Annotated in this window: 16 protein-coding genes and 1 pseudogene; 10 read left to right on the top strand and 7 right to left on the bottom strand. The window is 75.0% G+C overall.

The genetic code is table 11. The features are described 5' to 3' along the window. Positions 1–137 precede the first annotated feature (137 nt). Entirely contained in the window at positions 138–1,472 is a 1,335-nt protein-coding gene (locus tag ACHZ99_RS20920; RefSeq protein ID WP_420306198.1) for a nicotinate phosphoribosyltransferase, read from the top strand. 93 nt (positions 1,473–1,565) lie between these two features. Further along, on the top strand, positions 1,566–2,153 hold the full coding sequence (locus ACHZ99_RS20915; RefSeq protein WP_420306197.1) for an isochorismatase family protein: 588 nt from the start codon (positions 1,566–1,568) through the stop codon (positions 2,151–2,153). A gap of 30 nt (positions 2,154–2,183) precedes the next feature. On the opposite strand, the gene ACHZ99_RS20910 is transcribed toward ACHZ99_RS20915, so the two are convergent. Then, the gene (locus ACHZ99_RS20910; RefSeq protein ID WP_420306196.1) at positions 2,184–2,489 is read right to left on the bottom strand and encodes a hypothetical protein; all 306 of its coding nucleotides are present in this window, start codon (positions 2,487–2,489) and stop codon (positions 2,184–2,186) included. Between the two features lie 124 nt (positions 2,490–2,613). Next, the gene (locus ACHZ99_RS20905; RefSeq protein ID WP_420306195.1) at positions 2,614–5,073 is read right to left on the bottom strand and encodes an immune inhibitor A domain-containing protein; all 2,460 of its coding nucleotides are present in this window, start codon (positions 5,071–5,073) and stop codon (positions 2,614–2,616) included. A 330-nt stretch (positions 5,074–5,403) separates the two neighbouring features. Here ACHZ99_RS20905 and ACHZ99_RS20900 point away from each other — a divergent pair, with 330 nt between their 5' ends. Further along, positions 5,404–5,625 (top strand): hypothetical protein, encoded by a 222-nt coding sequence (locus ACHZ99_RS20900; protein WP_420306194.1) that lies wholly within the window; start codon positions 5,404–5,406, stop codon positions 5,623–5,625. Between the two features lie 120 nt (positions 5,626–5,745). On the opposite strand, the gene ACHZ99_RS20895 is transcribed toward ACHZ99_RS20900, so the two are convergent. Continuing rightward, positions 5,746–6,879 carry an RDD family protein gene (locus ACHZ99_RS20895; RefSeq protein WP_420306193.1) on the bottom strand — a complete coding sequence of 378 codons (1,134 nt, stop codon included), beginning with the start codon at positions 6,877–6,879 and terminating at the stop codon, positions 5,746–5,748. A 69-nt stretch (positions 6,880–6,948) separates the two neighbouring features. Beyond that, positions 6,949–8,783 (bottom strand): annotated as a pseudogene (locus tag ACHZ99_RS20890) (RDD family protein). 179 nt (positions 8,784–8,962) lie between these two features. Here ACHZ99_RS20890 and ACHZ99_RS20885 point away from each other — a divergent pair. Next, positions 8,963–9,433, top strand: a complete 471-nt coding sequence (locus ACHZ99_RS20885; protein ID WP_420306192.1) for an SsgA family sporulation/cell division regulator — start codon at positions 8,963–8,965, stop codon at positions 9,431–9,433. Between the two features lie 85 nt (positions 9,434–9,518). Here ACHZ99_RS20885 and ACHZ99_RS20880 read toward each other — a convergent pair whose 3' ends face one another. After that, on the bottom strand, positions 9,519–10,556 hold the full coding sequence (locus tag ACHZ99_RS20880) for a GlxA family transcriptional regulator (RefSeq protein WP_420306191.1): 1,038 nt from the start codon (positions 10,554–10,556) through the stop codon (positions 9,519–9,521). A gap of 278 nt (positions 10,557–10,834) precedes the next feature. On the opposite strand from ACHZ99_RS20880, the gene ACHZ99_RS20875 reads away from it, so the two are divergent. The 3 genes from ACHZ99_RS20875 (at position 10,835) to ACHZ99_RS20865 (ending at position 13,222) form a co-directional block, all read left to right on the top strand. After that, on the top strand, positions 10,835–11,494 hold the full coding sequence (locus tag ACHZ99_RS20875) for an IclR family transcriptional regulator (RefSeq protein ID WP_420306190.1): 660 nt from the start codon (positions 10,835–10,837) through the stop codon (positions 11,492–11,494). A 396-nt stretch (positions 11,495–11,890) separates the two neighbouring features. Next, positions 11,891–12,646 carry a S16 family serine protease gene (locus ACHZ99_RS20870; RefSeq protein WP_420306388.1) on the top strand — a complete coding sequence of 252 codons (756 nt, stop codon included), beginning with the start codon at positions 11,891–11,893 and terminating at the stop codon, positions 12,644–12,646. A gap of 69 nt (positions 12,647–12,715) precedes the next feature. After that, positions 12,716–13,222: an FBP domain-containing protein gene (locus ACHZ99_RS20865; RefSeq protein WP_420306189.1), complete on the top strand. Its 507-nt coding sequence runs from the start codon at positions 12,716–12,718 to the stop codon at positions 13,220–13,222. Here the strand turns inward: ACHZ99_RS20865 and ACHZ99_RS20860 are convergent. Next, positions 13,206–13,718, bottom strand: coding sequence for an Lrp/AsnC family transcriptional regulator (locus tag ACHZ99_RS20860; RefSeq protein ID WP_420306188.1), 513 nt, complete (start codon positions 13,716–13,718; stop codon positions 13,206–13,208). The genes ACHZ99_RS20865 and ACHZ99_RS20860 overlap by 17 nt on opposite strands. Before the next feature lie 125 nt (positions 13,719–13,843). Here ACHZ99_RS20860 and hppD point away from each other — a divergent pair, with 125 nt between their 5' ends. From hppD to ACHZ99_RS20845, 3 genes are all read left to right on the top strand, one after another. Then, positions 13,844–14,989 (top strand): 4-hydroxyphenylpyruvate dioxygenase, encoded by a 1,146-nt coding sequence (hppD, locus tag ACHZ99_RS20855; protein WP_420306187.1) that lies wholly within the window; start codon positions 13,844–13,846, stop codon positions 14,987–14,989. A 73-nt stretch (positions 14,990–15,062) separates the two neighbouring features. After that, on the top strand, positions 15,063–17,210 hold the full coding sequence (locus ACHZ99_RS20850) for an acyltransferase family protein (protein WP_420306186.1): 2,148 nt from the start codon (positions 15,063–15,065) through the stop codon (positions 17,208–17,210). Between the two features lie 45 nt (positions 17,211–17,255). Beyond that, positions 17,256–18,644: an FAD-binding oxidoreductase gene (locus ACHZ99_RS20845; RefSeq protein ID WP_420306185.1), complete on the top strand. Its 1,389-nt coding sequence runs from the start codon at positions 17,256–17,258 to the stop codon at positions 18,642–18,644. Here ACHZ99_RS20845 and ACHZ99_RS20840 read toward each other — a convergent pair. Then, the gene (locus tag ACHZ99_RS20840) at positions 18,619–19,146 is read right to left on the bottom strand and encodes an ATP-binding protein (RefSeq protein ID WP_420306184.1); all 528 of its coding nucleotides are present in this window, start codon (positions 19,144–19,146) and stop codon (positions 18,619–18,621) included. The two genes, ACHZ99_RS20845 and ACHZ99_RS20840, sit on opposite strands and share 26 nt — an antisense overlap. Positions 19,147–19,155 lie beyond the last annotated feature (9 nt).

Below are 19,155 nucleotides of genomic sequence, written 5' to 3'. Positions count from 1 at the left end.
GGTTGGCGGCAACTCCTCGTTAGCTCCGGCTGCGACCGCAGCCCTGACGGTCCCCATGCTGCCACCCGAGGCGGTGCCGCAGCCATTCGGACACCGGAAATCGTCAGAGTGACGAGTATTGGCGTAGGATCGTCGCCATGTCGGAACTGAAGCTGCCGGTCACCGTCCCCTCGACGGCCCTCTTCACCGATCACTACGAGCTGACCATGGTCCAGGCCGCGCTGCACGCCGGCACCGCCGACCGCCGCTCGGTCTTCGAGACCTTCACCCGCCGGCTGCCCGAGGGCCGCCGCTACGGCGTCGTCGCCGGCACCGGCCGGGTGCTGGACGCGCTGGAGAGCTTCCGCTTCGAGCCCGAGGTGCTGGCCTTCCTGCGCGAGTACGAGGTCGTGGACGCCCCGACCCTGGACTGGCTGGCGAACTTCCGCTTCACCGGCGACATCTGGGGCTACCCCGAGGGCGAGGTCTACTTCCCCGGCTCCCCGGTGCTGCGGGTGGAGGGCACCTTCGCCGAGTGCGTGCTGCTGGAGACGGTGGTCCTGTCGATCCTCAACCACGACTCCGCCATCGCCGCCGCGGCCTCCCGCATGGCCGTCGCCGCCGGCGGCCGGCCGCTGATCGAGATGGGCGCCCGGCGCACCCACGAGCTGTCCGCCGTGGCCGCCGCCCGGGCCGCGTACGTCGGCGGCTTCGACTCCACCTCCGACCTGGCCGCAGGCTTCCGCTACGCCATCCCCACCGTCGGCACCGCCGCGCACGCCTTCACGCTGCTGCACGACACCGAGCGGGCGGCCTTCCGCGCCCAGGTGGAGTCCATGGGCACGGGGACGACGCTGCTGGTCGACACGTACGACGTGGCCGCCGCGGTCCGTACCGCCGTGGAGGTCGCCGGGCCGGACCTGGGCGCGGTGCGCATCGACTCCGGCGACCTGCTGCTGGTCGCGCACCGGGTGCGCCAGCAGCTCGACGAGCTGGGCGCGGAGCGGACCCGGATCATCGTCACCAGCGACCTCGACGAGTACGCCATCGCCTCGCTCGCCGCCGCGCCGGTGGACGCGTACGGGGTGGGCACCCGGCTGGTCACCGGCAGCGGGCACCCGACGTGCTCGATGGTCTACAAGCTGGTCGCCCGCGCCGCCGCAGGCGGCCCGGGCGCGCCGCTGGTGCCGGTGGCGAAGAAGTCGACCGGCGGGAAGACCTCGATCGGCGGACGCAAGTGGGCGGCCCGGCGGGTCGACGCGGACGGGGTGGCGGAGGCGGAGGTCGTCGGCACCGGGCCGGTGCCGGCGGAGCTGGCGGGCCGCGAGCTGCTGGTGCCGCTGGTGCGCGGCGGGAAGGTCGTGGGGCGGGAGCCGATGGACGACGCCCGGGCCCGGCACCTGGTGGCCCGGGACGGGCTGCCGCTGTCCGCCACCCAGCTCTCCAGGGGCGAGCCCGTCCTGCCGACGGAGTACGTATCGGACCACGTATGAGGCCCGGAACAGCGGGCAGAGAACCGGGACGAGCAGCGCCCCGTTCCCCGGCGCTCCGTCCTTCAGACGCCGACCCACGAAGGGCATCGCACCATGCATCGTGCACTGATCGTCGTTGACGTGCAGAACGACTTCTGCGAGGGCGGCAGCATGGGGGTGACCGGCGGGGCGGACGTCGCCGCCGCGATCACCGACCTGATCGGCCGCTCCACCGCCGGCTACCAGCACGTCGTCGCCACCCGCGACCACCACGTCGAGCCCGGCGACCACTTCTCCGCGCACCCGGACTTCGTCCGCTCCTGGCCGCGGCACTGCGTGGCCGGTACGGAGGGCGTCGGCTTCCACCCGAACTTCGCCCCGACCGTCGCCTCCGGCGCGATCTCCGCGGTCTTCGACAAGGGCGCGTACGCGGCGGCGTACAGCGGCTTCCAGGGGGCGGACGAGCACGGGACGGCGCTGGCGGACTGGCTGCGCGCCCGGGAGGTCACGGACGTCGACGTCGTCGGCATCGCCACCGACCACTGCGTGAAGGCGACGGCGCTGGACGCGGCCGCGGCGGGCTTCCGCACCCAGGTGCTGCTGGACCTGACGGCGGGGGTGGCCGAGGGCACCACGCACCGGGCGCTGGAGGAGCTGGCGGAGGCGGGCGTGGAGCTGACGGGCAAGCCGGTCGTCGCCTGACGGCCGCCCGCGGCCGCGGGCGCGGGTGTCCTAGGTCGCCGGCCGGAGGAGGGCCCCGATGGGGTGCCAGGGCTCGGTCTCGTCGTCGAGCGAGCCGCGCCAGACCAGCCCGTCGGGGTGGCACAGCACGGCCGTCACCTCGTCGGGCGAGGGCGGGTGCGCGTTGCCGCGGAGGTAGACGGAGCGCAGGCCGAGGTTGCGCAGCCGGGTGAGCGCGCGGGGGCGGTTCCCGGCGTGGACGAGCACACGTATCCGGCGCCCGCCCGCGGGCGCCGGCAGCCAGACGGCGACGACCACGCTGCCGTCCGGCAGCCTGGTGAATCCTCCTCCGCCCATGGCGCTCCTCGCGTGACTCCCGCCGGCCGGTGGTCGGCCGAATGCTCACGCCATCTTTACGCGATCGGCCGCCGCCCCGCCAGGGGCAGCGGCCGACGCGTCTCTGACCTGCTATTTTACCGAATCACCGGGTGGAGGGGCCCACCCGGATTGTCATGGTCCGGCCATGCCAGGGCTCGCTGACGATGGAGATCCTGGTGTTGGTGTCGGGCACCTTGACGCTGCCGGTCGGGTTGTCCTCGTCCCAGTACGTCCCCCGGCGGTCGTCGAAGACGGACACGCCCCGCTTCCAGCTCACCCACGCCGGCTCGCCGTCCTTGTGCAGGGTGAACCCCTCCGTCCAGCGGCGGCTGAAGGTGGTGTCGTACGTCTGGATGCGGTTGCGCATCACCGTGCCGTCCGCCCACGTCTCCGGCTCCGGGTGGGCGTCGACCGGCAGCACCAGGCCCGTGCCCGGGTGCACGCTGGTGTTGTTGTCCAGCTGCGAGGTGTCCCACAGCCAGACGGCCAGGCCGTTCTGGTACGGGAAGTGCTCGACCCGGTTCGGCTCGTCGGTCACCCAGCCGAAGTTGTACGGGCCGGTCCGCAGCGTCCTGTCGTACGACGTGTACTGCCGGTTCTCGGCGATGTAGTACTGCGGGTAGTTCTCGGTGAAGGACTCCCCGACGCGCGAGAAGCCGTCCTTCGTCCAGCCCGCGTCGTCGCCCTCGGCGCCGTCCGCGAAGACCTCCTCGCCGTCCGCCGTGATCGTCAGCGCGTCGGCGGTGAAGCCCTTCTGCGCCACCCCGCCGTCGGTCTGGTAGCGGAAGCGCAGCTGGATCTCCTGGCCCGCGTACGCGTCCAGCGGGTACGTAAGGTCGCGGTACTCGCCGGAGACGCCGGTCAGCGCCGGCCGGTCGCCGCCGTCGCGCGGGATCTGCGTGCCGTTCGCGGTGCCGTCGACCGGGGTGAAGGTGGCGCCGCCGTCCGTGGAGACCTCGGCGTAGAGGTAGTCGTAGTTCGCCTCGATGTCCCACCAGCCCTTGAGGGCCAGGGACGCGCTGGACTTCCCGGTCAGGTCGACCGTGCGGGTCAGGGTGTTCGACAGGTCGTCGCCCATGCCGCTCCACCACTGCTGCGCGCCCTCGGCGGGCTGGGTGACGGTGGTGGTGACGGCCTTCTCCGGCAGCTCGACGACGAGCGCCTGCGGCCTGCCGTGCCGCTGCTCCTCGGCACGGCCCAGGGTGTGCTTCGAGGGCGTCGCCGCCTTGGCGGTCTCGTAGTCCAGCCAGCCCAGTTGCAGCTTGTCCCAGGCGGTCATGTCGCCGGGCAGGTCGCCGATGGCGTCCCGGCCGCGGCCGAGCCAGGAGCCGGAGGACATCAGCGTCCAGAAGCCGGTGGAGTTCTCGCCGCCGGCGGTGTCGTAGAGGTCGGGCAGGCCGAGGTCGTGGCCGTACTCGTGGGCGAAGACGCCCAGCCCGCCGTTCTCCGGCTGGATGGTGTAGTCGCCGACCCACACGCCGGTGTCGCCGATCTGGGCGCCGCCGGCCTTGTTCTCGCCGGGGCCGGTGCTGCCGGCGTCCGTGCCGTACGCGTACCAGCGGTGCGCCCAGATGGCGTCCTCGCCCTGGACGCCGCCGCCGGCGGACTCGTCCTCGCCGGCGTGTACCAGCTGGAAGTGGTCGATGTAGCCGTCGCGCTCGTTGAAGTCGCCGTCGCCGTCGAAGTCGTAGCGGTCCCAGACGTCGTACTCGGCGAGCTGCTCCTTGATCTCGGCGTCCGTCCGGCCGGCGGCCTTCTGGTCGGCGGCCCACTGGGCGGTCGCGTCGCGCACCAGGTCCCAGACGGAGGAGCAGGTGGAGTCGCCGCAGTAGTTGGAGCCGTAGCGGGCCTCGTTCCACTTGACCGAGACCCAGTCGCTGACCTCGCCGTCCACCGTGTACTTCCCGGAGGACTGCTTCTCGTAGTACTTCGCCACGGACTGCTTGTCGTCGTCCCGGGAGAAGTAGAGGTCCTGGTAGTGCTGCCGGTCGAAGTCGGCCCGCCAGTCGGTCGAGTTGTCGGTCGACCGGTCGGGCTCGGCTATCTCGTTGTGCGCGGGGCCGGGGTCGCCGCCGTACTTCACGACCGGCGGCTCGGGCCCGTCGGGGCCGTCCGGGTCGTACATGGTCTCGCTGTCGACGTCGTCGCCGAACTCGACCAGCACGGTGAATATCTTGTCGGTCTTCTGCGCGCGCCCCAGCTCGGCGTACTTGCCGTCGTCGAGCTTGACGACGGTCGAGCCGTTCTTCCGGACCCGCGGCTTCGTCTCGGTCTCGCCGGCCAGCAGCTGCTGGAGGGCGGCCTTCTCGCGCGCCTCCTGCTGCTTGCTGAACGGGCCGTCGAGGTCGTGCTGCTGGTGCTTCGGCGCCCGCGCCGGATCACGGCGCTCGATCTGGGCCGCTCCGTCGCCGGAGTCGGCGGACGCCTGCCCCAAGGGCAGCAGCGCCGCGCCGAGTGCGGCTGCAACCGCCGTGGTGACGGCAGTTTTTGACAACTTTCTGGGTCTGGTGTTCACGTCTGTGCTGTCCCTCCCGCGTCGCCGCACGAATAGGTGTGCCAGCATTCGACCGGAGTGAACAGAGAAATGACAGTCTTGACTTGGACACCTCAGGGGGCTACGGCACCCGGGCCCCCTGGTGGGACCGGGACCCCGCCCCGGCATGACACCGTGCGCCCCCTCGTGCACCCCCCGGGTGGGTAAGGTCACGCTTACTTGCGTTCCGAGGTGGGCACCGCCTTGGGTAGTGGGGGGCGGCTGCACGAACGGGGCCGCCCTTCGGCACGTTCACCCGTCCGTACCGATGCTGAGCCCACCAGGGGGGCCGCCATGCCGCGTCCGACTCTCTCCCAAATCCTGTACGGGTCGGCCACAGTCATCGCCTCAGCGGCAGCAATGCTGTTGCTCTCGCAGGCCGGCGCAGCCCTCGCCCTCGTGGCGATCTGCGTCACCGCACTGGCGCTCGGTGTGCTCGTCGCACTGACCGCTCCCCAGCCGCGCTCCAGCCGCGCCGCCCCCGCCGCAAAGGCGGAGCCGGTCGTGCTGCCGCGGCCGGAGGGGATCGCCGCTCCGGCGGCGGACCGGCGGCCGGTCGGCGCGCAGCCCGCGCAACACTGAGACGGTGCGCCGGCGTCCGCGAGGGCGCCGACGGGGGACGGCCGAGGCACCAACGCGAGGCGGCCGGCGACCGATGGGTCGCCGGCCGCTTCGGTGTGCGCGCGCCGGACCGCGCCGGGGTCAGGGCGTGAAGTGCCGGCCCTCGGTGGAGACCACCACGGTCTTGGCCGCCTTGTCGTGCACGCACTGGCGGTACGGCTTGTCCCAGGTGCAGGACAGCACGTTGTACAGCCAGAACAGGGTGCCCAGGCAGGGCACGATCCCGGGCAGCGAGTAGACCGCGGCGCGGATCCAGCCCGGGTTCCCGGCGGGGACGGCGCCGTTCTCCAGCATGCCGACCCGGATGCCCATGAGCTTCTTGCCGACCGTCTGGCCGCTGCGGGTGAGCATCAGCCCCTCGTACGCCAGGTAGATGAGGATGCCGAAGAGGCCCCAGCCGTACTGGGAGCCGGTGTTGTCGGTGTCGCCGAAGTCGTCGATGCTGCCGATGAGGGCGAGGAAGAGGGACACCGGGACGTAGACGACCAGGCCGTCGATGATGCGCGCCAGCAGCCGGCGGCCCAGGCCGGCGAGCGGGGGCATCCCGGCGAGCCGCGGATCGGGCGCGCCGTAGCCGGCGCCGTACGCCTCTCCGCCGGTGCCGCCGGTGCCGCCGTACGGCGGCGGGGGCGGGGGCATCGCGCCGGGGGGCCGGTCGTACGGGGAGCCGCCGGGGCCGGGCGGCGGGGTGGCACCGGGGCCCGCGGAGGAGGTCGCGTCGGGGCCCGGGGGCGGGGTCTTGCCCGGGCCGGCGGAGGACGTGGCGCCGGGGCCGGGGGGCGGGGTGGCACCGGGGCCCGCGGACGACGTGGCGTCGGGGCCCGTCGGCGGGACGGCGGCCCCGTACGGCGGGACGCCGCCGGGCGCCGCTCCCCCGCTCCCGTACGCCGGGGTGCCCGGGCCGCCCTCCGCGGGGCCGCCCGGGGACGGGGGCGGCGTGTGCGGTGTGTGCGGTGTCGGCGGCGGGGGTGCGGCGCCGGGCTCGTGCGACGTCGTCGGGCCGCCGACCGGCCGCGTCGTGCCGCTGCCGCGCGGCGGCGTCCCCCGCGTCCTGTGCGCCCCCTGCGCCCCCGGCTCGTCGCCCGGCGGCGTCTCCTGCTCCCCCTCCGGCCACCGCGTGCCGTCGGGGGCCGGGCCGGTCTGCGGCTGCTGCTGCGCGCGCCCGGGCCGGCCGCGGTGCGGGCCGGCGCGGTCGCCGTGGTCGTCGGAGCTCATGCACCGAGTCGACCCCGGGCGCCGCCGCCCCGCATCCCGGGCGCGGCCGAACGGCTTGCGGCCGGACCGTCAGCCGCGGGCCACGTACGTGCGGCCCGCCTTGTCGTGCCAGCACTGCCGCCACGGCTTGTCGAAGGCGCACCAGAGCACGTTCAGCAGCCCGACCAGCGGCAGCAGCGCGAACACCGCGTACGTCAGCCACCGCCGCAGCGCCGAGCCGGTCGCCGGCGGGTCCTGCGACTCGATGTCCAGCACCCGCACGCCGAAGAGCCGCTTGCCGGGCGTACGCCCCCACTTCGCCGTCGGCAGCGCCTCCACGATCAGGCCGAGGACGAGGAAGAGGCCGAGGACGATGGCCAGGTACGGGCCGGTGGTGCCGTCGATGAGCCAGACCGTGACGGTCGTGCCGGACGCCTCGGCGGCGTCGATCTTGTCCTGCACGTGGTCCACGGACTTGGTCACCAGCGGTACGGCCACCGCGCCCGCGACGCCGCCGACCAGCAGGACGTCCACCAGCCGGGCGCCGAGCCGGCGGCCCAGCCCGGCCGGCGGGGCGGTGCCCTGCGCGGCGCTGAGGAAGGGGTCGCTGGCCGGCGGGCGCCACGGGACGACCGGCGGCTCCCCGGCCCCCGCCCCGCCGCCCTGGGGCAGCTCGGCGCTGGCGGCCCGCTCGGGGAGCTGCCCGGCGGGCTGCGGCGGCGCGGCCGCGGGCGGGGCCGTCCGCGCGGCCGGGGTCAGCGGCGGCGCCGCGGGGCCCGCCTGCGGCGGGAGCTGCGGCTGCGCGGGGCGGGGCTGCGGCAGGTCCGGGGTCGTCGGCGCGGGGGGCGTCGGCGCCGGGGCCGCCGGCCCGGCGGCGGGCACGTCCGGGGCGGTCGGCGACGGCGAGGCCGCCGGCAGGTCGGGTTCGGTGGGCGCGGGGAGGGCGGGCGGAGCGGCGGGGGCGGCCGGGGCCTCCGGGGGCGGGCGGCGACGGCGCGTAGGCGCCGCCGGCCTGCCGCGGGTCGACGCCGTGCCGGGGATCGCCGCCGGACCGCGGGTCGCCGCCGGGCCGGAGGGCCGCGGCCCCGGGCCCGCTCGCGGCGCCGCGTTCCGTCCCGCCGCCGACGCCGGCCTCCGGCTCGCGGGCCTCCTCGGGCGGCGGCGCGGGCGCCGGTACGGGCGCGGGGCCGGCCAGCCGCCGTACCTGCTCGCCCCACGAGCCGCCGCCGACGCGCGGGTCGCGGCCGAGCGGCGCGCCCGGCCGGTCCTGCGCGCCCGCGGGCCCGGGATCCGGCGCTCCGGCGTCCGCCTCCGCGGCGTCCTCCGGCCGCCGGGCGCCCGGCGGCCGGGGCTCCCCCGGCACGGCCCGGCCCGGGTTCGCCCCCGCCCAGCTCCGCCGGGACCGCGAGCGCCGGCGGGTCCTGCCGGTCCTGCCGGTCCTGCGCGCCCCAGGCGACGCGGTTGTCGGCCCGTTCCCCGACGTCGACGACGTCGACCGCCTGCCACGCGCCCCGCGCGTCCGACGGCTCCCCGACGGCCGCCGCCGCCTCGGCGGCGTCCCGCACGTCGTCCTGTACGTCGTCCCGCACGTCCGCCGCGTCGTCCCCGCGCGCGGCGTGCCGCCCGCGGGGGGCGGGCACGGCGTCCTGGGGCTCCTCCTCGTCGAGGAAGACCGGTCCGGTCTCGCTCACGGGCGGTGCGGCCGGTGCGGCGGCCTCCGCGGCGCCGGCGTCGCTGTCCGTGCCGTCCGCACCCGCCTGCTCCGCCTGCGCGAGCAGGTGCTCTTCGCCCTCCTGCGCGCGGCGGCTGGTGCCGGGGACCCACGCCGCACCGTTCCAGTACCGGACGTAGCCCGGGATGGAGGGGTCGGGGTAGTAACCGGGGCCGGGGATCCCGCCGCCGGAAGGTGGTGTCGGGGCGCTCATGGCTTTACATCTACCAGAACCCGCGGACGGCCGGGTCCGCCTCACCCCCGTTCCGCCTTACGTGACTTGTCGGAAGTCTGCGGAAGTCGCGTAAGACCCCGGGGGTTCCGCCCTCTCCCCCGTGCAGGCGCGTGAGACCTGCGCGAGAGCCGAAGAGCCGAGGAGAGAGGTGCCGCACCATGCAGACCGTGGTGGAACGCGAGCTGGAGCTACGACTCGTCCTGTCGCCGGAAAGAATGGTTCCGGTTCCGTCCCGGCTGACGTACCGGGCGGCCGACCCGTACGCCGTCCACATCAGCTTCCACATCGGGTCGGCCGCCCCGGTGAGCTGGTCGTTCGCCCGGGAGCTGCTGGTGGAGGGGGTGTTCCGGCCGTGCGGCCACGGCGACGTGCGCGTCTGGCCGACGAAGTCCTCGGCGGGGAGCGTCATCTGCCTGGCGCTGACGTCCTCGGACGGGGACGCGCTGATCGAGGCCCCGGCCGCGGCGGTCTCCGGCTGGCTGGAGCGGACGCTGCGGGCCGTGCCCCCGGGGTCGGAGCCGGCGCAGCTCGGCATGGACGAGGGGCTGCGGGAGCTGCTGGGGCCGGCGACGCGGGACGAGTTGTGGCTGAGCGACCCGTGGCCGTCGGACGAGTCGGGCGACACATGAGCGCCGGTGCATCCCGCGCGGGCGCCGGCACGCGCGCCGGTTCGCGCGCCCGGCCCCGCGCGGGCGCGCCCCCGGCACGCCGCCGTCAGGCCGCCGCCCCCGCCGGCAGCTGCCCCGGCCCGCGGAACGTCGCCCGGTACGCGCTCGGGGACACCCCCAGCGCCGCCTGCATGTGCTGCCGCAGCGACGCCGCCGTGCCGAACCCCGCGTCCGCCGCGACCCGGTCGACGCTGCGGTCCGTCTCCTCCAGCAGCTGCCGCGCCCGCTCCACCCGCTGCCGGGTGAGCCACTTGAGCGGCGTCACGCCCGTCTCCTCGCGGAACCGGCGGCTGAAGGTCCGTACGCTCATCGACTCCTGCGCGGCCAGCTCGCGCAGGGCGAGGGGCCGGTCGAGGTGCGCCAGCGCCCAGGCGCGGGCGCGGCCGGTGGTGGACAGCTCCGGCTCGGCCACCGGCCGGGGCACGTACTGGGCCTGCCCGCCGTCGCGGTGCGGGGGCACGACGGTGCGGCGGGCCACGTCGTTGGCGACGGCGGCGCCGTGGTCGGCGCGGATCATGTGCAGGCACAGGTCGATGCCGGCGGCCTCGCCCGCGGAGGTGAGGACGTCGCCGTCCTCGGTGTAGAGCACGTCGGGCCGGAGCCGCACGGCGGGGAAGCGGCGGCGGAACAGCTCGGCGGACTTCCAGTGCGTCGTCGCCCGCCGCCCGTCGAGCAGCCCGACGGCGGCGAGCACGAACGCGCCGGTGCAGACGGACGCCACGCGCGCGTCGGGGCGCACGCGCGCGAGAGCCGCCCGCAGCGCGGGCGACGGCTCACCGTACCCGGTGCCGTCCGGGGCGCCCTCCAGGGCGTCCGCGGCGTGCGACGCGGGCACCACCACGGTCCCGGCGCCGTCCAGCGCCTCCGGGCCGCGCTCGACGACCACCGGGAAGTCGGCGTCCGTACGCACCGGGCCGGGCCGCAGCGCGCAGGTGACGACCTCGTACAGCGGCCGTCCCGCGGCCTGGGCGGCGCCGAACATCTGGTGGACGAGGCCGAGTTCCAGCGGCATGACGCCGTTGCGCACGAGCACGGCGACGCGGTGCGGCGGGCCGCCGGTGACGTCCTCTGCGAATCCGGTCATGGCACGATTCTTTCATGTGGTATTAATCCGGCCATTCGGCAGGGAGAGGCGGAAGATCCTGACCGGATTCTGGACGGGGTCTTCCGCTGAGCGGTGCCGCTCGCTAGGTTTCCGGACACCCCGCCGAGGAGGCGTGAGGCGGGGGCCGAAGAGATCCGCGGCAGGGCCGCCGCGGAACTGACAGCCGGTGCCGCCTGGGACCGGTGGCTCTCTCGCCGGTGCTGCACGGGACAGGTGCACCGGCGCGGGAAGGGCCGCACATCACTTGAGGAGGCGGCGTGCCCGCAGAGACCTCCCAGACCCTCGACCGTGGACTCCGCGTGCTGAAGCTGCTCGCCGACACCGACCACGGCCTCACCGTCACCGAGTTGTCGCACAAACTCGGCGTCAACCGCACCGTCGTCTACCGCCTGCTCGCGACCCTGGAGCAGCACGCCCTGGTCCGCCGCGACCTCGGGGGCCGCGCGCGGGTCGGGCTGGGGGTGCTGCGGCTGGGCCGGCAGGTGCACCCCCTGGTACGGGAGGCGGCGCTGCCGGCGCTGCGCTCGCTCGCCGAGGACGTCGGCGCGACGGCGCACCTCACGCTCGTCGACGGCAGCGAGGCGCTGGCCGTCGCGGTCGTCGAACCCAGCTGGACCGACTACCACGTCGCCTACCGCGCGGGCTTCCGGCACGCGCTGGACCAGGGCGCGGCGGGCCGGGCGATACTCAAGGGCCGCGGCCTGGGCCCGGGCGCCGGGGAGACCGACGCGGAGCTGGCGCTGGCGCTGACGCACGGGGAGCTGGAGGCGGGCGCGAGCGGGGCGGCGGCGCCGCTGCTGGGGGTGTCGGGGATCGAGGGCAGCGTGGGGGTGGTGATGCTGCACGAGATCGTGCCGGGCGAGGTGGGCCCGCGGGTGGTGTCGGCGGCGCGCGAGGTCGCGCAAGCGCTGCGCTGAGCCTGCTGCGGTGCGGTGCGACGCCGGGGGTGCGGCGGTCACGCACGTACGTGGGAACAGCGGCTCCGCCGCGGGACGCGCCGCGCTGCGTGACGCGGTGCGGAAACGCGCGGACGCGACGGCCGGTGCGCACGACGCGGCGCGGAGTCACCTGCGCCGAATCGTGCGACACCAGGCGGCCGCCGCGCAAGCGCGGCGTCGCCGACGCGGGACGCCCCGGCCACCAGGCCGCGCCGGCACTCGGCCCGCACCCGGGGCGCGCCGCCCGCCCGGCGAAGATACGGCCCCGCCCCGCGCCACCGATCCGCACAGCGCCCGCGGAGCGCGCTCGGCGCACCATCCCGCGGCGCCCGCCCGGCGAGGGCGCCGTAGATTGGAGCCGTGCTCTCTCGCCGTGTGACCCTCGCGCTCGCCGCCGTGCCCGTGGCCGGGCTGCTCGCCGCCGCGGCGTTCGCGCCGCTGCCGTTCTCGCTCGCCAAGCCCGGGATGACCGCCGACGTCCTCGGCGAGCACCGGGGCGAGCCCGTCATCTCCGTCTCCGGGGCGGAACAGCACCCCACGGACGGCGAGTTGCGGATGACGACGATCGCCGCGACCGGACCGGAGGTCGACCTGCGGATCGCGGACATCGCCTCCGGCTGGTTCGCCACGGACGAGGCCGTGATGCCCCAGGAGGCGGTGTACCCCGTGGGCGACTCCAGGAAGGAGATCCGCGAGTACAACGCCGAGCAGATGCGCGAGTCCCAGAACACCGCCGTCACCGCCGCCCTCGCCCACCTCGGCCGCGACCCCGGCAGCGTCGACGTCGAGCTGCGCCTGACCGACGTCGGCGGCCCCAGCGCCGGGCTGTTCTTCGCGCTGGGCATCGTCGACAAGCTCGGCCCCGACGACCTCACCGGCGGCGAGGTCGTCGCCGGTACGGGCACGATCGACGCCGACGGCACCGTCGGCCCGGTCGGCGGCGTACCGCTGAAGACGCAGGCCGCCAAGCGCGACGGGGCGACGGTGTTCCTCGTGCCGGCGGCGGAGTGCGGCGACGCGGAGTCGGAGCTGCCGGACGGGCTGCGCCTGGTGCCGGTGGAGAAGCTGTCGGACGCGGTGACGTCGCTGAAGGCGCTGGCGTCCGGGGACGGCGACGTACCGGGCTGCTGATCCGGTGCGCGTACGGCCCGCGCGGAATTCGGATGCGGCCCGTACGCGCTGTCCGTAGGGTCGGCGGGCGTGGAACCGCTCAGCGAGAAACAGATCCGCGCGTCCTTCGTGAACTGCACCAAGGGCGACGCCACCCGGCTCAGGCTGCCGCTCGACTTCGCCGCGACGCCCTGGGCGGATCTGGACTTCCTCGGCTGGGTGGACCCCGGCGCCCCGCTCCGCGCCCACCTCGTCGTCCCGCGCCCCGACGGCCCCCTCGGCATCGCCCTGCGCGTCCCGGCGGCGGGCCGCGCGAGCGCGATGCGCTCGCGCATGTGCCAGCTCTGCCTGACCGCGCACGCCGCCTCCGGCGTGCGGCTCCTCGCCGCCCCGCTGGCGGGCGCGCGGGGGCGGCGGGGCAACACGGTCGGCGTGTACGTGTGCGCGGACCTCGCCTGCTCCCTCTACCTGCGCGGCCGGCGGCAGCCGAAGCTGCGCACCGTGCCCCAGGAGGAGTCGCTGACCGAGGCCGAGCGCGTCGCGCGCATGCGGGGCAACCTGGAGGACTTCACGGCGAAGGTCACGGCCGGCGCGTAGGACCGCCGTCCGGGCCGGCGCCGTCCCCGGGGCCTGCGCCCGCCGCCTGCCGCACCAGCGGCACGATCCGCAGCGGCACCGGGTTCTCCATCACGATCGCCGTCGACGCGCGCACGATCCCGTCGAACCCCACCACCAGGTCGATCACCCGTTGCAGGTCCGCGTTCGACCGCGCCACCAGCCGGCACAGCATGTCGCCGTGCCCCGTGATCGTGTGCAGCTCCAGCACCTCCGGCACCCCGGCGAGGTGGCTGCGTACGTCCGTGCCCCGGCCCTGCGTGATCTCCAGGGTGGCGAACGCGGTCACCGGGTAGCCCAGGGCCGCCGGGTCGACGTCGGGGCCGAAGCCGCGGATGACGCCGCCGGACCGCAGCCGGTCCAGCCGGGCCTGGGTGGTGCCGCGGGCGACGCCGAGGCGGCGGCTGGCCTCCAGCACGCCTATGCGCGGCTCGTTCGCGAGCAGCTCCAGCAGCCGGCCGTCGAGCTGATCGATCATCTGGCGCGCTCCTCGCTGGTCAGCTTGTACAGATAGCCCGACGATCACCGAGTTCGACCGGGCATTATGTCCAGTGTTTTCGGCAACTATTGCACACCTTGCCAACCGGAGAGACCCTTTTGAGCATGACCGAGACCATTGATCAGCCCGCTCCGCAGACCCGGCAGGACGACCCCTTCCCGGTGAAGGGGATGGACGCCGTGGTGTTCGCGGTCGGCAACGCCAAGCAGGCCGCCCACTACTACTCGACGGCGTTCGGCATGCAGCTGGTCGCGTACTCCGGACCGGAGAACGGCAGCCGCGAGACGGCCAGTTACGTCCTGGAGAACGGCGCCGCCCGATTCGTCTTCACCTCCGTCATCAAGCCCGCCACCGACCGCGGCCGCGCCCTCGCCGCGCACGTCGCCGAGCACGGCGACGGCGTCGTCGACCTCGCCCTCGAAGTCCCCGACGCGCGCGCCGCCTACGCGCACGCGGTCGCCCAGGGCGCCACCGGCATCGAGGAGCCGTACGAGCTGAAGGACGAGCACGGCACCGTGGTGCTCGCCGCCATCGCGACGTACGGCGAGACCCGCCACACCCTCGTCGAGCGCACCGGCTACGACGGCCCGTACCTGCCGGGCTACGCGGCCGCCGCGCCCCTGGTCGAGCCGCCGGCGCGGAGGACGTTCCAGGCCGTCGACCACTGCGTCGGCAACGTCGAACTCGGGAAGATGGACGAGTGGGTGGCCTTCTACAAGAGGGTCATGGGCTTCACGAACATGAAGGAGTTCGTGGGCGACGACATCGCCACCGAGTACTCCGCGCTCATGTCGAAGGTCGTCGCCGACGGCACCCTGAAGGTCAAGTTCCCGATCAACGAGCCGGCGCCGGGCAAGAAGAAGTCCCAGATCGACGAGTACCTGGAGTTCTACCACTCCCCCGGCGTCCAGCACATCGCGCTCGCCACGAACGACATCGTCGGCACGGTACGCACCATGCGCGCGGCCGGCGTCGCCTTCCTCGGCGTGCCGGACGCGTACTACGACACCCTCGGCGAGTGGGTCGGCGAGACCCGCGTGCCGATCGACGAGCTGCGGGAGCTGAAGATCCTCGCCGACCGCGACGAGGACGGCTACCTGCTGCAGATCTTCACCAAGCCGGTGCAGGACCGGCCGACCGTCTTCTTCGAGATCATCGAGCGGCACGGCTCGATGGGCTTCGGAAAGGGCAACTTCAAGGCGCTGTTCGAGGCCATCGAGCGCGAACAGGACAAGCGCGGCAACCTCTGACCGCCGGCCGGCCCCCGCCCGTTTCCACACCCCCGGCTCGACCGTTCCGCGACCGGGATGATACGCAACTGTGATGCGTATCGAGCGGAAGCAGCAGGAGGCTGCGCAGGAGAACGAGCAGGACGAGCGGCGCCGCCCGGCGTTCCGCCCCGACGTGGAAGGGCTCCGGGCGGTGGCGCTCGGACTCGTCCTGCTCTATCACGCGGGCGTCCCCTGGCTGGCCGGCGGATACGTCGGCGTGGACGTCTTCTTCGTCCTCTCCGGCTTCCTCATCACCGGCCTGCTGCTGCGCGAGGCCGAGCGGCACGGCACGGTGTCGCTGCTGCGCTTCTACGGCCGCCGCGCCCGCCGGCTGCTGCCCGCGGCGGCGGTCGTGGTGCTCGCGGTGTGCCTGGCGGCGGTGCAGTGGATGCCGCCGCTGGAGCGGCGGAACGTCGCCGAGGACGCGGTGGGCGCCGCGCTGTACATGACGAACTGGCAGCAGGCCGGGCGGGCCGTCGACTACTCGGCGGAGGACGCGGCGGCCAGCCCGTTGCAGCACTACTGGTCGCTGGCGGTGGAGGAGCAGTTCTACCTGGTCTGGCCGCTGCTGGTGCTGACCGTGCTGTGGACCTTCCGGACGGCGCGCGGCGGCCCGGGCGGCGGCCGATGGGGCGCGCGGCCGGTCGGCCCGCGGGGCGGCTTCGGGCTGCGGGGCCGGCTGGCGGTGGTGCTGGCGGCGCTCGCGGCGGTGTCGTTCTGGCACGCGGTGCGGCTGAGCGCCGAGGAGGGCGGGGCCGCGTACTTCTCGACGTTCACGCGCGGCTGGGAGCTGGCCGCCGGCGGGCTCCTCGCCCTCGTCCCGGCGACCGCGTGGCGCCGGGTGCTGCCGGCGGCCCGCGCCGGCGCGGCGGCGGCGGGCGCGCTCGCGGCCGCCGGGCTGGCGGCCGTCGCGTACGCCGGGCTGCGGTTCGACGACGCCACCCGCTTCCCGGGCCCGTGGGGCCTGCTGCCGGTGCTGGGCACCGCGGCCGTCGTCGCCGCCGGCTGCGGGCCCGCCGCGCACCCCGTCGCCCGGCTGCTGGCCGTCCCGCCGCTGCGGTACGCCGGGCGGATCTCGTACTCCTGGTACCTGTGGCACTGGCCCGCCGTCGTCTTCGTACCGCTGGCCCTCGACCGCGAGCTGTCCGTCCGCTGGATGCTCGTCGTGGTCGCCGCCGCCGCGCTGCCCGCGGCGCTCACGCACCGGCTGGTGGAGGAGCCCGTACGCCGCGCCCGCGCCCTGCTCCCCACCCCCCGCGCCCTCGCCGTCGGCGCCGCCTGCACCGCCACCACCGTGCTGGTCGCGGCCGGCTCCTGGGTGACCACCCCGACGATCGCGCTCGCCTCCCCCGAGCAGGCCCGCGGCGCCGCGGCCCTCGCCGACGAGGAGCAGCCGCAGAAGGACGCGAAGGCCCTGCGCCCGCTGCCCGAGAAGGCCGCCGACGACCGCGGCCGGGTCCACGACGACGGCTGCCTGGCCGAGAAGCAGGAGACCGAGTCCGGGGACTGCGCGTACGGGGACACCGAAGGCGACGAGACCGTCGTCCTCTTCGGCGACTCGCACGCCATGCAGTACGCGCCCGCGCTGGAGAAGGTCACCGAACGGCGCGGCCTGCGCCTGGTCACCCTCACGAAGGCGGGCTGCACCCCGGCGCAGGTCACCGTCTACAACAGCGGGCTGAAGCGGGCGTACACCGAGTGCGACGAGTGGCGCGCGCACGCCCTGGAGCGCATCGGCGACGAGAGCCCGGCGCTGATCATCACCGGCACGCGGGACGCGAAGACCGTCATGGAGGACGGCCGCCGGCTCAGCTCCGAGGACGGCGCGCGGGCCCACCAGAAGGGCTACGAGAAGACCCTCGACGACCTCCTCGGCACCGGCGCCACCGTCATGACCCTCGCCGACAACCCCTACCCGCCCGAGGACATCCCCTCCTGCGTCTCCGGCTCCTTCCGGGACCTGGAGGACTGCGCGTTCCCGGAGTCCGACGGGTACGGGTACGAACCGGTCAGCACGCGCGCGAACGCGAAGTTCGACGAGGTCGCGCTCATCGACCCCAAGCCGGTGATGTGCAAGGACGGCACGTGCCCGGCGGTGATCGGGAACGTCATCGTGTACCGGAGCGGGGCGCACATCACGGCCTCGTACATGGAGACGCTGACGGACTGGCTGGACGCGCAGCTTCCGCAGGTGGTGTGAGGCGGCGGGGTTCCGCGGCGGGAGGAGCCGTTGCAGGCTGGAGCCATGAGCGATCAGGCAGTAAGGGACGAGGCCGTGCAGGCCGCACTCCGCACCGGCCTGCCCGCGGCGGCGGTGCTGACCGACCCGGAGGTCACCGCCTCGTACGCGGGCGACATGGCCGGGTTCTGCCCCTCCGGCACGCCCGCGGCGGTCGTGCTGCCGCGGACGGTCGAACAGGTGCAGCACGTCATGCGCACGGCGACGGCGCTGCGGGTCCCCGTCGTCCCGCAGGGCGCCCGCACCGGCCTGTCCGGCGGCGCCAACGCGGGCGACGGCGCCATTGTGCTGTCCTTCCTCAAGATGGACCGCATCGTCGAGATCGACCCGGTCAACCGCATCGCCGTCGTCGAACCCGGCGTCGTCAACGCCGCCCTGTCGCGCGCGGTGGCCGCCGAGGGCCTGTTCTACCCGCCGGACCCGTCGAGCTGGGAGACCTGCACGATCGGCGGCAACATCGGCACCGCCTCCGGCGGCCTGTGCTGCGTGAAGTACGGCGTCACCGCCGAGTACGTCCTCGGCCTCGACGTCGTCCTCCCCGACGGCCGGCTGCTGACCACCGGCCGCCGCACGGCCAAGGGAGTCGCCGGCTACGACCTCACCCGGCTCTTCGTCGGCTCGGAGGGCAGCCTCGGCGCGGTGGTCGGCGCCACGCTCGCCCTGAAGCCCGCCCCGCCGCCGCAGCTGGCGCTGGCGGCCGAGTTCCCGTCCGCGGCGGCGGCGTGCGACGCGATCTGCCGGATCATGGCGGGCGGGCACGTCCCGTCGCTGCTGGAACTCATGGACCGTACGACCGTACGGGCCGTCAACACCCTCACGAAGATGGGCCTCCCCGAAACCACCGAAGCCCTCCTCCTCGCCGCCTTCGACACCCCCGACCCGGCCGCCGACCTCGCGGCCCTGGGCACCCTGTGCACGGCGGCCGGCGCCACCGAGGTCGTCCCGGCCGCGGACGCCGCGGAGTCGGAACTGCTGCTCGCCGCCCGCCGGTCGGCCCTCCCGGCCCTGGAGTCGCTGACCGGCACGACGATGATCGACGACGTCTGCGTCCCCCGCAGCCGCCTCGGCGCGTTCCTCGACGGCGTCGCCGCCATCGCCGACACGTACGACCTGACCATCGGCACCTGCGTCCACGCGGGCGACGGCAACACCCACCCCAACGTCTGCTTCGACCCCCGCGACCCGGACGAGACGGCGCGGGCGCGGGAGTCGTTCGACGCCATCATGGCGCTGGGCCTGGAGCTGGGCGGCACGATCACGGGGGAGCACGGGGTGGGGCTGCTGAAGAAGGAGTGGCTGGCGAAGGAGCTGGGGCCGGTGGGGCTGGAGTTGCAGCGGGACATCAAGCGGGTCTTCGACCCGCTGGGGCTCATGAACCCGGGCAAGCTGTTCTGACGCCCGGGGGCTGCGGCTGGGGCCGTGGCTGCGACTGCGGCGGGGGCTGCGGCTGCCGGCGGACCTCGGCCCAGACGGTCTTCACGGCGGCGTGCGGCTGGAAGCACCCCCACCGCTCCGCGAACGCCGCCACGAGCACGAGCCCCCGCCCGCCATCACCGCCGGGAGCGTGGGACGGGCCGGGGAACGGGCCGGTGGGCAGGGGGCGTTCGGGCCGGGCGTCGGAGACCTCGACCCGTACGACGCGCTCCCCCAGCGACAGCCGCAGCCGGAAGTACCGCCCCGGACACCGCCCGTGCACGGGTACCGGTAGGCCGGCCAGCTCGGCGGTCACGGCGGCGACGGCCCGCGCGGTGGGAGCGGCTCGGGGGATGCCCCACTCGCCGAGCTGGTGCACGGCGAGGAGCCGGGCGCGGCGGGCGCCGCGGGGGGTGGGGCTGAAGAGGGCGGAGAGGACAGCGGGGTCGGTGGGGTTGGTGGGGTCGGCTGTTGGTGCGTGCATGGAGCAACG

Origin of the sequence: Streptomyces sp. MAR4 CNX-425 (assembly GCF_048656465.1) — a bacterium.
GTDB lineage: Bacteria > Actinomycetota > Actinomycetes > Streptomycetales > Streptomycetaceae > Streptomyces.
This window is presented reverse-complemented; position numbering and strand designations above follow the sequence as displayed.